This is a genomic window from Pseudomonas sp. E141 (assembly GCF_052659885.1).
Genome location: NZ_CP084024.1, coordinates 1,369,549 through 1,381,767 on the forward strand (window position 1 = coordinate 1,369,549; position 12,219 = coordinate 1,381,767).

Here is a 12,219-nt window from a genome sequence, read left to right on the forward strand (position 1 = left end):
CCGGCGGCACACTGAAGGGAGTCCCACATGGCAAGTCCAATTCTACCTGGCTTGGGTTTAGGCTCTGGCCTTGACACCGGTGCTATCGTCAAGGCATTGGTGGATTCTGACAAAGCAGCCAAGCAGGGTCAGATCGACCGCGCCACCAAGACGAACACGGCCAATATTTCCGGGATTGGCACCCTGAGGTCGCTGCTGGCTACATTCCAGTCTGCTCTTAAAGGCTTGGGTAGTACCACCACGCCTCAATTTACCGGAGTGGCCGCGACTTCAGCCAATACCAGCGCGCTGACGGTGACGGCCGGCAACTCGGCGGTGAGCGGTACCTACTCGATAGACGTCGATACGCTGGCGACCTCTTCAAAGGTTGCGACCGCCGCATTCGCCGGTGGTACTTCCAGTGCGGTGGAGGCCGGTACGCTGACTATCAGTCAGGGCGGGACTAATTACGCCCTAGAGATACCCGCCGACGCGACACTGCAATCGGTGCGGGACGACATCAATAGTAAATACTCCTCCAGTGGATTGACCGCCAACATCGTGACTGACAGTTTCGGTTCGCGTCTGGTGGTGGGGTCGACCAAAACCGGTGCGGGTAACGATATCTCCCTCAGCGGTATCGCCAGCTTGGCGGCGGACGGCTCTACTTTGATGGGCACGCCTAGCGCAACCTCCTCAGGTTCGATCAGTCTCGCCAAGGACGCAGTATTCACTGTCGACGGACTATCGATGACCAGTCCGACCAATAAACTGGACAACGTCATCTCGGGCCTGAGCATGACGTTGCTCGTCGAAAAAACCGGCCCGACGACCGTCACTGTTGCCCCCAATGCCGACGGTTTGAAAGCTTCGATCCAGAAGTTTGTTGATGCCTATAACGCTATTGCGAAAGCCGTGACATCCCTGACCAAGCCGACCACAGATGCCGAAGGCAACTCTGTCCCGGCCGCACTGACCGGTGATTCGTTACCACGCTCGATTTTGGCAGCCATTCGTGGTCCGTTGTCGCAAACCGGCGCCGGTGACAAGCTGACTGTTCTATCTCAGTTAGGGATCACCACCAATCAGTCGACCGGTGCTCTGGATTTCGATAGCACGAAATTTAGCGCAGCGTTGAACGAAAAGCAGTTGGGTGGGGAGATCCAGACACTGTTTGTCGGTGAAAATGGTCTGCTTGAGCGCATGGAAAATGCGATCAAGCCTTACACGGAAGGTATCAAAAACGGTGAGGGTACGGCTGATGATGTGGAGGCCATTCTGACCACGCGCTCCAAGAACCTCGACCGCGTAAAGGCAAAACTGGTCGAAGACCAGCTGGCCCTGGATCGTCGTATCGAAACCCTCACCGCCGTACTTACCAAGAAGTACAACGACATGGACACCCTGGTCGGCAGGCTTAAAGCCACCGCCAGCAACATTACGTCCATGTTCGAAGCGATGACGGCGCAACAGAGAAATAGCTGAGTTTCGATCGATACAAAAAAGCCCGGCAGCGTTTTGACAGCGCTCCGGGCTTTCGGCTTTTTCGATCTAAAGTTTTTTGACGCGGCGTCGATACGCTGTTTATACGAACCGAAGTTTTTTTTGATGAGGTAGAACATGAATCCGATGTTAGCCCTTCGCCAATACCAGAAGATTGGCGCCCAGGCGCAAACCTCCGAAGCAAGTCCCCATCGTCTGGTGCAGATGCTGATGGAGGGCGGTTTGGACCGCATTGCCCAGGCCAAGGGTGCGATGGAGCGCAAGGATATCGCCAATAAAGGCGTACTGATCAGTAAGGCCATCGGCATCATTGGCGGTTTGCGTGAAGGCCTGGACCTGGAAAACCAGGCCGAGTCGGTCACCGAGCTGGATAGCCTCTATACCTACATGATGAAGCGCCTGGCCGAAGCCAACGCCAAGACTGATCCGAAGATCCTCGACGAAGTCGCCGATCTGCTGAGCACGGTCAAGGAAGGTTGGGATGCCATCGCCGTACCGGGTCCGCAATTCTAAGGAGCACGCTCATGAGTCTTGTCTTGCAGCGAATCGAACAAACCCGTGATGCCCTGGTCGGTGCCCTGGCCGAGCGCAACTGGGAGGCAATCGGTCAATTGGACCTGGCTTGCCGTTCCTGCATGGAAGACGTTCTGAGCGAGCCTGAGGTAGACGAGGCGGCGTTGCGGAGCAATCTTGAGGAGTTGCTGGGGGTCTATCGGCAACTGCTGGAGGCGGCCACTGGCGAGCGTCAGGCGATTGTCGACGAGATGTCGCAGATCCATCAAGCGCAGAACGCGGCAAAGGTTTACCATCTGTTCGGTTAACGCTCAGTTAATCCGAACAAAGTGCGCCATAAATTTGACTGTGCACGGTTTTTTGACTTAACTAGTGGCTGTTTACAGATTTCAGGCGTCTACAGGCATGACAAGTCTGCAAGCGTCTAGCTTGCCCCCAAATTCCGGGCATTGAGTTGACTAGGGAAGTTGCTATTGCATGTGGCGTGAAACCAAAATTCTCCTGATCGATGACGATAGCGTCCGCCGCCGCGATTTGGCGGTGATCCTAAATTTTCTTGGTGAAGAAAATTTACCCTGCGGAAGCCATGACTGGCAGCAGGCCGTCGGCTCTTTGTCGTCCAGTCGTGAGGTCATTTGCGTTCTGATCGGAACCGTAAATGCACCCGCAACGCTTTTGGGCTTGCTAAAGACACTCTCAACCTGGGATGAGTTCCTTCCGGTTTTGTTAATGGGCGAAAATTCTTCCGTTGACTTGCCTGAGGACCAACGCCGCCGGGTACTTTCCACCTTGGAAATGCCGCCCAGCTACAGCAAGTTGCTCGATTCGCTGCACCGCGCCCAGGTTTATCGCGAGATGTACGACCAGGCGCGCGAGCGCGGCCGGCATCGCGAACCCAACCTTTTCCGTAGCCTTGTCGGCACCAGTCGGGCGATCCAGCATGTGCGCCAGATGATGCAGCAGGTCGCCGATACCGACGCCAGCGTGTTGATCCTGGGTGAGTCGGGCACCGGCAAGGAAGTGGTTGCGCGTAACCTGCACTACCACTCCAAGCGTCGCGAAGCGCCGTTCGTGCCGGTCAACTGCGGTGCGATCCCGGCCGAGTTGCTCGAGAGCGAACTGTTCGGACACGAGAAGGGAGCCTTCACCGGCGCCATCACCAGCCGGGCCGGGCGATTCGAGCTGGCCAACGGCGGCACGCTGTTTCTCGATGAAATCGGTGATATGCCGTTGCCGATGCAGGTCAAGTTGCTGCGAGTCTTGCAGGAACGCACCTTCGAGCGCGTGGGCAGCAACAAGACCCAGAGCGTCGATGTGCGAATCATCGCCGCGACCCACAAGAACCTCGAGAGCATGATCGAGGTGGGCAGTTTCCGCGAAGACCTCTATTACCGCCTCAATGTTTTCCCGATTGAAATGGCACCGCTGCGTGAGCGGGTCGAAGACATCCCGCTGCTGATGAACGAACTGATTTCGCGCATGGAGCACGAGAAGCGCGGCTCGATCCGTTTCAACTCGGCGGCAATCATGTCCCTGTGCCGCCACGGTTGGCCGGGTAACGTCCGTGAGCTGGCCAATCTGGTCGAGCGCATGGCGATCATGCATCCCTACGGTGTGATCGGCGTGGTCGAGTTGCCGAAGAAATTCCGTTATGTCGACGATGAAGACGAGCAAATGGTCGATAGCCTGCGCAGCGATCTGGAAGAGCGCGTGGCGATCAACGGCCATACGCCCGACTTCACCGCCAATGCCTTGCTGCCACCAGAAGGCCTTGACCTCAAGGATTATCTGGGAGGCCTGGAACAAGGCCTTATCCAGCAGGCCCTGGACGATGCCAACGGTATCGTGGCCCGCGCCGCCGAACGCCTGCGCATCCGTCGTACCACCCTGGTGGAGAAGATGCGCAAGTACGGCATGAGCCGTCGCGAAGGAGATGAACAGGCGGATGATTGACGCCTGTTTTCCAACCGCCTGATTTTTCAGGCGGTTTTTTTTCGGCACGGGTATTGCTACATCCCTCGCAACGTTCCGTTTAACTGACGGTCAGCCAAGCGAGAGAGCACGATGACCCAAGCCGCCCAGATCTCACCTGTCCCCGAGCCGGGGATCATGCCGTCCGCCGAGCAGGCAAGCCGGGTTGGACTTGAGCAGGCCTTTTCGCTGTTCGACCAGATGTCCAGCCGGTTGACCGATTCCTACAGCCTGCTCGAAGCTCGCGTCACTGAGCTCAAGGGCGAGCTGGCAGTGGTCAGTGCCCAGCGCATGCAGGAGCTGGCGGAAAAGGAACGGCTGGCTAATCGGCTGCAAAATCTCCTCGACCTGTTGCCCGGTGGCGTTATCGTCATCGATGCCCATGGTCGCGTGCGCGAAGCCAATCCGGCGGCCTGCGAGCTGCTTGGCCTGCCATTGGAGGGCGAGTTGTGGCGGCACGTCATCGCCCGCTGCTTCGCCCCGCGTGAAGACGACGGCCATGAAGTGTCGCTCAAGGACGGTCGGCGCCTGTCCATCTCCACTCGTTCGCTGGACGCCGAGCCCGGGCAGCTCGTGTTGCTCAATGACCTGACTGAAACCCGTCATCTGCAAGATCAACTGGCCCGCCACGAGCGTCTGTCTTCCCTGGGGCGGATGGTGGCCTCGCTGGCTCATCAGATTCGTACGCCGCTGTCGGCCGCTTTGCTGTACGCCAGTCATCTGACCGAGCAGCAACTGCCGGTGGAAACCCAGCAACGCTTCGCCGGGCGCCTGAAAGAGCGGCTGCACGAGCTGGAGCATCAGGTGCGCGACATGCTGGTGTTCGCTCGTGGCGAGTTGCCATTGACCGATCGCGTCACCCCCAAGGTCTTGCTGCAATCCTTGCAAGCCGCCGCATTGACTCACGTGCAGGACCTGCCAATTCGCTGGCAATGCGACAGCCATGCTGGCGAGGTGTTGTGTAATCGCGACACCCTGGTGGGCGCAGTGTTGAACCTGATCGAAAACGCCGTCCAGGCCAGCGGCGGCGACGTCCGGCTCAAAGTGCACTTGTACACACGGGGCAACACCTTGCGCTTGTGTGTCAGTGACAGTGGTAGCGGCATCGAGCCAGCGGTGCTGGCGCGTTTGGGCGAACCCTTTTTTACCACCAAGACCACAGGCACGGGCTTGGGCCTGACCGTAGTCAAGGCAGTGGCGCGTGCCCATCAGGGAGAATTGCAACTGCGCTCGCGTCTGGGGCGTGGCACCTGTGCACTGGTGCTTTTGCCATTGTTTTCCAGTACGCCGGGAGTGGAGTGAAGGTCATGGCGATCAAGGTGTTACTGGTTGAGGATGACCGGGCCCTGCGTGAGGCGCTGGCCGATACCCTGGTGCTGGCCGGGCACGATTACACCGCCGTCGGTTCGGCGGAAGATGCTTTGCTGGCCGTGGCTCAAGAGACCTTCGGCCTGGTGGTCAGTGACGTCAACATGCCGGGCATGGATGGGCACCAGCTGCTTGGTTTGTTGCGCGCCCGCCAACCTCAATTGCCGGTCCTGCTGATGACTGCCCACGGTGCCGTCGAGCGCGCCGTGGATGCCATGCGCCAGGGGGCTGCGGATTATCTGGTCAAGCCGTTCGAGCCCAAGGCGCTGTTGGATCTGGTGGCCCGCCATGCCTTGGGCAGCCCTGCCGTCGAGGGTGAAGGCCCGGTCGCGATCGAACCGGCCAGTGCGCAGTTGCTGGCGTTGGCCGCGCGGGTGGCTCGCAGCGACTCCACTGTTTTGATTTCCGGCGAATCCGGCACCGGCAAGGAGGTGCTGGCGCGCTACATTCACCAGCAATCCCGGCGTGCCAGCGAACCGTTCATTGCCATTAACTGTGCGGCGATTCCCGACAATATGTTGGAGGCGACGCTGTTCGGTCACGAGAAGGGCTCGTTTACTGGCGCCATCTCGGCCCAGGCCGGCAAGTTCGAGCAGGCTGACGGTGGCACCATTCTGCTCGATGAAATTTCCGAAATGCCCCTTGGCCTGCAAGCCAAGCTGTTGCGCGTGTTGCAGGAGCGGGAAGTGGAGCGGGTGGGTGCGCGCAAGCCTATCAGCCTGGATATCCGCGTGGTGGCGACCACCAACCGCGACCTGGCTGGCGAAGTGGCAGCAGGGCGTTTTCGCGAAGACCTTTACTACCGTCTGTCAGTATTTCCGCTGGCCTGGCGACCGTTGCGCGAGCGCACCGCCGATATCCTGCCGCTGGCCGAGCGTCTGCTGACCAAACACGTCAATAAAATGAAGCATGCGGCAGCCAGGCTGTCCCCCGAGGCCCAGGCGTTTCTGATCGCCTACCCCTGGCCTGGCAACGTACGGGAGCTGGATAACGCGATTCAGCGGGCATTGATTCTGCAGCAGGGCGGTCTGATCCAGCCGGAAGATTTTTGCCTGAGCGGGCCGGTGGCCTGCGCGCCATTGCCGGCCGTGTCAGCGGTCCCGGCGTTCGCCCCTCCGGCGGAAGTGGAGGGCGAATCGGCCGGTGCTTTGGGAGACGACCTGCGTCGTCGCGAATTCCAGATGATCATCGACACCCTGCGCGCCGAGCGCGGGCGTCGCAAGGAAGCGGCCGAGCGCTTGGGGATCAGCCCGCGCACCCTGCGCTACAAGCTGGCGCAAATGCGTGACGCCGGCATGGACGTCGAGGCCTACCTGTTCGCCAGTTGAGTGATGTGCACCGAATATCCCTTGTGGGAGCGGGCTTGCTCGCGAAAGCGATTTACCAGTCGCCGTTGCATTGACTGAACCACCGCCTTCGCGAGCAAGCCCGCTCCCACATGCATTTGTTTTTTACGGTCACGGAGCTGGCACCCTTGTTGCTAATACCTGTGTACCCGCTGAGTAAGTGTCAAAAAAATGCGGGCCGCCAGAGAGAGTAGACCATGAGCCAAGGTATTGAATTTAATCGGTTGATGCTGGACATGCGGGCCATGCAAATGGACGCCATGGCACAGCCTAAGTCGGTCGCGGTCCCGGAAGTGGGCGCCAGCAGTTTTTCCGACATGCTCGGTCAGGCCGTCAATAAAGTGAACGATACCCAGCAGGCATCGAGTCAGTTGGCCAGTGCTTTCGAGATTGGCAAAAGTGGCGTCGATCTGACGGACGTGATGATCTCTTCGCAGAAAGCCAGTGTCTCGTTTCAGGCGTTGACCCAGGTTCGTAACAAGCTGGTTCAAGCCTACCAAGACATCATGCAGATGCCGGTCTAAGGAAATTATTGAGTCATGGCAGAAGCAGTCGCTGATAACGTTCCGGCCAAGGCCACTCCGCCCGACGGCAAACCGCCGCTGTTCGGTCTGTCCTTCCTGGAAAACCTCTCCGAGATGACCATGCTGCGTCAGGTGGGCCTGTTGGTCGGCCTGGCTGCCAGCGTGGCGATCGGGTTTGCCGTGGTGCTGTGGTCCCAGCAGCCAGACTACCGTCCTTTGTACGGCAGTCTGGAGGGCATGGACGCCAAGCAAGTCATGGAAACCCTGGCTGCCGCCGACATTCCTTATACCGTCGAACCCAATTCCGGCGCCTTGCTGGTCAAGGCCGACGACGTGGCGCGCGCGCGCCTCAAGCTCGCCGCTGCTGGCGTAACGCCCACCGATGGCAATATCGGTTTCGAGATCCTCGACAAGGACCAGGGCCTGGGTACCAGCCAGTTCATGGAGGCGACCCGTTATCGTCGCGGCCTTGAAGGCGAATTGGCGCGCACCATTGCCAGCCTGAACAACGTCAAGGGTGCCCGTGTGCACCTGGCGATTCCAAAAAGCTCGGTGTTTGTGCGCGATGAGCGCAAGCCAAGCGCCTCGGTACTGGTTGAACTGTATTCCGGTCGTTCTTTAGAGCCCAGCCAGGTCGTGGCCATCGTCAATCTGGTGGCTACCAGTGTTCCCGAGTTGAGCAAGTCCCAGATCACCGTGGTCGACCAGAAGGGCAACCTGTTGTCCGATCAGGCGGAGAACTCTGCTCTGACCATGGCCGGCAAGCAATTCGACTACAGCCGTCGCATGGAAGGCATGCTGACTCAGCGTGTGCACAACATCCTGCAACCGATCCTGGGTAACGACCGCTACAAGGCCGAGGTGTCGGCCGATGTGGATTTCAGCTCCGTCGAATCGACGTCCGAACAGTTCAACCCTGATCAACCGGCGTTGCGCAGCGAACAGTCGGTGAACGAGCAACGCACCGCCAGCAATGGCCCGCAAGGCGTGCCTGGTGCGCTTAGCAACCAACCGCCGTCGCCGGCCAGCGCGCCCCAGACCACCGGTGGTGCCACTGCGGCCGCTGGCATGGTGCAACCGGGCCAGCCGCTGATCGACGCCAACGGCCAACAGATCATGGACCCGGCCACCGGTCAGCCGATGCTGGCGCCATACCCGGCCGACAAGCGCCAACAATCGACCAAGAACTTCGAGCTCGACCGTTCCATCAGCCACACCAAGCAGCAGCAGGGCCGTTTGAATCGCCTGTCGGTCGCGGTGGTGGTGGACGATCAGGTCAAGATCAACCCGGCCAATGGCGAAACCAGCCGTGCGCCGTGGAGTGCCGACGAACTGGCGCGGTTCACTCGCCTGGTGCAGGACGCGGTCGGTTTCGACGCCAGCCGTGGCGACAGCGTGAGCGTGATCAACGTGCCGTTCTCCCAGGAGCGCGGCGAAGAAATCGCCGACATTCCATTTTATTCGCAACCCTGGTTCTGGGATGTGGTCAAGCAAGTATTGGGTGTGCTGTTCATCCTGATCCTGGTGTTCGGCGTGCTGCGTCCGGTGCTCAACAACATTACCGGTGGCGGCAAGAACAAGCAGTTGGCTGGCTTGGGTGATGTAGAGCTGGGAGGCATGGGCGGCCTGGATGGCGAATTGGCCAATGATCGCGTCAGCCTCGGTGGGCCGCAGAGCATTCTGCTGCCAAGTCCGAGTGAAGGCTATGACGCTCAGTTGAACGCTATCAAGAGTCTGGTGGCAGAAGATCCGGGTCGTGTGGCCCAGGTCGTGAAAGAGTGGATTAACGCAGATGAGTGATAATCGAGCCGCTGTTGCCAAATTGTCCCGGGTCGACAAAGCCGCGATTTTGCTGCTGTCCCTGGGGTCGACCGACGCCGCCCAAGTGTTGCGTCACATGGGGCCCAAGGAGGTCCAGCGCGTGGGCGTGGCCATGGCGCAGATGGGCAACGTGCACCGTGAGCAGGTCGAACAGGTGATGAGCGAGTTCGTCGACATCGTCGGCGACCAGACCAGCCTGGGCGTCGGATCTGACGACTACGTGCGCAAAATGCTCACCCAGGCCCTGGGCGAGGACAAGGCCAATGGCCTGATCGACCGGATTCTGCTGGGCGGCAATACCAGCGGCCTGGACAGCCTCAAGTGGATGGAGCCGCGCGCGGTGGCTGACGTGATTCGTTACGAGCACCCGCAGATCCAGGCGATCGTGGTGGCTTACCTCGACCCGGACCAGGCTGGTGAAGTGCTGGGCAACTTCGATCATAAGGTGCGCCTGGACATCATCCTGCGGGTATCGTCGCTCAATACCGTGCAGCCGGCGGCCCTGAAAGAATTGAACCAGATTCTCGAGAAGCAGTTCTCGGGTAACTCCAATGCCTCGCGCACCACTCTGGGTGGCATCAAGCGCGCGGCGGACATCATGAACTTCCTCGACAGTTCGATCGAAGGCCAGCTCATGGACTCGATCCGCGAGTTCGACGAAGACCTGTCCGGTCAGATCGAAGACCTCATGTTCGTGTTCAACAACCTGTCCGATGTCGACGATCGCGGCATTCAGGCGCTGTTGCGCGAAGTGTCCTCCGACGTCCTGGTACTGGCCCTCAAGGGGTCGGACGAAGGCGTCAAGGAAAAGATCTTCAAGAACATGTCCAAACGGGCGGCCGAACTGTTGCGCGACGATCTCGAGGCCAAGGGCCCGGTACGTGTCAGCGACGTGGAAACCGCACAAAAGGAAATCCTCACCATCGCCCGCCGTATGGCCGAAGCCGGAGAGATCGTGCTCGGTGGCAAGGGCGGCGAAGAGATGATCTAAGGTCGTTATGTCTGCCAAGAGTGATGGTTCACCCAGCGACCTGATCCGCGCTCGGGACGTCGGTGGTTTTGACGTCTGGTCGCTGCCCAGCTTCGATCCCCACGTGCCCGAGCCTGAGCCTGAGCCCGAGGAAGAACTGCCGGAAATGGAGGAGGTGCCGCTGGAAGAAGTCCAGCCACTGACCCTCGAAGAAGTCGAAAGCATTCGTCAGGAGGCCTACAACGAAGGCTTCGCCATTGGTGAAAAAGAAGGTTTCCATAGCACCACGCTCAAGGTTCGCCAGGAAGCCGACGTAGCGCTGACAGCCAAGCTCCGCGCGCTGGAATCGCTGATGCTCAACCTGTTCGAGCCCATCGCCGAGCAGGACACTCAGATCGAGAAGTCCCTGGTCGGGCTGGTGCAGCACATCACTCGACAAGTGATCCAGCGGGAACTGGCCATTGATTCGAGCCAGATCGAACACGTCATGCGCGAAGCCCTCAAGCTTTTGCCGTTGGGCGTGGGCAATGTGCGGCTGTACATCAATCCTCAGGATTTCGAACTGGTCAAGGCGCTGCGTGAGCGTCATGAAGAAACCTGGCGCATCGTCGAGGACGAATCCCTGCTGCCGGGCGGTTGCCGCGTGGAAACCGAGCACAGCCGCATTGATGCGACCATCGAAACCCGCATCAGCCAGATCATGGCCAAGCTCTTCGACCAGTTGCACGAACAGGCACTGCACCCGGCTGCTGCCGACCTGAGCCTGGAATTGCCGGACGAGCCCCAGGTTGACACCTCTATTGATCCAGACGCCGCAGAGTCGGATGCTCTTGAACTCAGTCCCCCTGAACTGGACGGCCGCGATGCGCCTTGAGCGAACCAGTTTCGGCAAGCGCCTGGGCAGCTACGCCGAGGCCACCGAGCTGGCCGGGCAGCCGATCCTGGAAGGGCGCTTGCTGCGCATGGTTGGCCTGACCCTCGAAGCCGAGGGCCTGCGTGCCGCCATGGGCAGTCGCTGCATGGTGATCAACGACGACAGTTATCACCCGGTCCAGGTCGAAGCCGAAGTCATGGGCTTCTCCGGCAGCAAGGTCTTTCTGATGCCGGTGGGCAGCGTAGCCGGCATCGCACCTGGCGCGCGGGTTGTGCCTTTGGCTGACACCGGTCGGCTGCCCATGGGCATGAGCATGCTCGGACGGGTGCTGGACGGCGCCGGGCGTGCCCTGGACGGCAAGGGCGGCATGAAGGCCGAGGATTGGGTGCCGATGGACGGCCCGACGATCAACCCCCTCAAGCGCGACCCCATCAGCGTGCCGCTGGACGTGGGCATTCGTTGCATCAACGGTTTGTTGACGGTCGGGCGCGGTCAGCGTCTGGGCCTGTTTGCCGGTACGGGGGTGGGCAAGAGTGTGCTGCTGGGCATGATGACCCGATTCACCGAGGCGGACATTATCGTGGTCGGGCTGATCGGCGAGCGGGGCCGCGAGGTGAAGGAGTTCATTGAGCACATCCTCGGCGAAGAGGGCCTCAAGCGATCAGTGGTCGTGGCTTCGCCAGCCGATGATGCACCGTTGATGCGCCTGCGGGCCGCCATGTACTGCACGCGGATCGCCGAGTATTTCCGCGACAAGGGCAAGAATGTCCTGCTACTGATGGACTCGTTGACCCGTTTCGCCCAGGCCCAGCGGGAAATCGCCCTGGCCATCGGCGAACCGCCGGCCACCAAAGGCTATCCACCCTCGGTATTCGCCAAGTTGCCCAAGCTGGTTGAGCGCGCCGGTAATGCGGAAAAGGGCGGCGGTTCGATCACGGCGTTCTATACCGTGCTGTCCGAAGGCGACGATCAGCAGGATCCCATTGCCGACTCGGCCCGTGGCGTGCTCGACGGTCACATCGTGTTGTCCCGGCGTCTGGCCGAAGAAGGGCACTATCCGGCCATCGACATCGAGGCGTCCATTAGTCGCGTCATGCCGTCGGTCATCAGCGCCGAGCACCTCAAGCGCGCCCAACAGTTCAAGCAATACTGGTCGCGCTATCAGCAAAGCCGCGATCTGATCAGCGTCGGTGCCTACGTGCCCGGCGGTGATCGTGAGACCGATACCGCCATCAATCTCTATCCGGCAATGGCGGTCTATCTGCGCCAGAGCCTGAACGACAACATCGGCATGGGCGCCAGCGAAGCGCACCTGCAGAGCATCTTCACTCCGGTCGCCGGCGGGTAACC

General features: G+C 60.2%; 11 protein-coding genes. All 11 read left to right on the top strand.

All coding sequences use genetic code 11. From position 1 onward, the window contains the following. The first annotated feature begins 27 nt into the window (after positions 1-27). The 11 genes from fliD (at position 28) to fliI (ending at position 12,217) form a co-directional block, all read left to right on the top strand. Positions 28-1,464 carry a flagellar filament capping protein FliD gene (gene fliD, locus GKKCFE_RS06220; RefSeq protein ID WP_445577614.1) on the top strand — a complete coding sequence of 479 codons (1,437 nt, stop codon included), beginning with the start codon at positions 28-30 and terminating at the stop codon, positions 1,462-1,464. Positions 1,465-1,599: 135 nt separating this feature from the next. Beyond that, entirely contained in the window at positions 1,600-1,995 is a 396-nt protein-coding gene (fliS, locus tag GKKCFE_RS06225; RefSeq protein ID WP_047226241.1) for a flagellar export chaperone FliS, read from the top strand. Positions 1,996-2,006: 11 nt separating this feature from the next. Then, positions 2,007-2,303 carry a hypothetical protein gene (locus tag GKKCFE_RS06230; protein ID WP_047226242.1) on the top strand — a complete coding sequence of 99 codons (297 nt, stop codon included), beginning with the start codon at positions 2,007-2,009 and terminating at the stop codon, positions 2,301-2,303. Between the two features lie 169 nt (positions 2,304-2,472). Further along, positions 2,473-3,948 carry a sigma-54 dependent transcriptional regulator gene (locus GKKCFE_RS06235; RefSeq protein ID WP_047226243.1) on the top strand — a complete coding sequence of 492 codons (1,476 nt, stop codon included), beginning with the start codon at positions 2,473-2,475 and terminating at the stop codon, positions 3,946-3,948. A gap of 111 nt (positions 3,949-4,059) precedes the next feature. After that, a complete protein-coding gene (locus GKKCFE_RS06240; RefSeq protein ID WP_439125572.1) occupies positions 4,060-5,268 on the top strand; it encodes a sensor histidine kinase in 1,209 nt (402 codons plus the stop codon). 5 nt (positions 5,269-5,273) lie between these two features. Further along, positions 5,274-6,662, top strand: a complete 1,389-nt coding sequence (locus tag GKKCFE_RS06245) for a sigma-54-dependent transcriptional regulator (RefSeq protein WP_047226245.1) — start codon at positions 5,274-5,276, stop codon at positions 6,660-6,662. Positions 6,663-6,877: 215 nt separating this feature from the next. After that, a complete protein-coding gene (gene fliE / locus GKKCFE_RS06250) occupies positions 6,878-7,204 on the top strand; it encodes a flagellar hook-basal body complex protein FliE (protein WP_047226246.1) in 327 nt (108 codons plus the stop codon). A gap of 15 nt (positions 7,205-7,219) precedes the next feature. Beyond that, on the top strand, positions 7,220-9,004 hold the full coding sequence (fliF, locus tag GKKCFE_RS06255) for a flagellar basal-body MS-ring/collar protein FliF (RefSeq protein ID WP_047226247.1): 1,785 nt from the start codon (positions 7,220-7,222) through the stop codon (positions 9,002-9,004). Beyond that, positions 8,997-10,016 (top strand): flagellar motor switch protein FliG, encoded by a 1,020-nt coding sequence (fliG, locus tag GKKCFE_RS06260; protein ID WP_003199086.1) that lies wholly within the window; start codon positions 8,997-8,999, stop codon positions 10,014-10,016. The genes fliF and fliG overlap by 8 nt, the downstream gene beginning before the upstream one ends. A 7-nt stretch (positions 10,017-10,023) precedes the next feature. Then, positions 10,024-10,869: a flagellar assembly protein FliH gene (fliH, locus tag GKKCFE_RS06265; RefSeq protein ID WP_139050818.1), complete on the top strand. Its 846-nt coding sequence runs from the start codon at positions 10,024-10,026 to the stop codon at positions 10,867-10,869. Next, complete coding sequence (fliI, locus tag GKKCFE_RS06270; RefSeq protein WP_047226249.1) at positions 10,859-12,217, top strand: flagellar protein export ATPase FliI; 1,359 nt, start codon at positions 10,859-10,861, stop codon at positions 12,215-12,217. The genes fliH and fliI overlap by 11 nt, the downstream gene beginning before the upstream one ends. Positions 12,218-12,219 lie beyond the last annotated feature (2 nt).

Coding starts and splice junctions, on each gene's coding strand:
- fliG (WP_003199086.1), top strand. CDS start 8,997: ATGAGTGATAATCGAGCCGCTGTTGCCAAATTGTCCCGGGTCGACAAA.
- fliI (WP_047226249.1), top strand. CDS start 10,859: ATGCGCCTTGAGCGAACCAGTTTCGGCAAGCGCCTGGGCAGCTACGCC.
- GKKCFE_RS06245 (WP_047226245.1), top strand. CDS start 5,274: ATGGCGATCAAGGTGTTACTGGTTGAGGATGACCGGGCCCTGCGTGAG.
- GKKCFE_RS06235 (WP_047226243.1), top strand. CDS start 2,473: ATGTGGCGTGAAACCAAAATTCTCCTGATCGATGACGATAGCGTCCGC.
- fliF (WP_047226247.1), top strand. CDS start 7,220: ATGGCAGAAGCAGTCGCTGATAACGTTCCGGCCAAGGCCACTCCGCCC.
- fliS (WP_047226241.1), top strand. CDS start 1,600: ATGAATCCGATGTTAGCCCTTCGCCAATACCAGAAGATTGGCGCCCAG.
- fliE (WP_047226246.1), top strand. CDS start 6,878: ATGAGCCAAGGTATTGAATTTAATCGGTTGATGCTGGACATGCGGGCC.
- GKKCFE_RS06240 (WP_439125572.1), top strand. CDS start 4,060: ATGACCCAAGCCGCCCAGATCTCACCTGTCCCCGAGCCGGGGATCATG.
- GKKCFE_RS06230 (WP_047226242.1), top strand. CDS start 2,007: ATGAGTCTTGTCTTGCAGCGAATCGAACAAACCCGTGATGCCCTGGTC.
- fliD (WP_445577614.1), top strand. CDS start 28: ATGGCAAGTCCAATTCTACCTGGCTTGGGTTTAGGCTCTGGCCTTGAC.
- fliH (WP_139050818.1), top strand. CDS start 10,024: ATGTCTGCCAAGAGTGATGGTTCACCCAGCGACCTGATCCGCGCTCGG.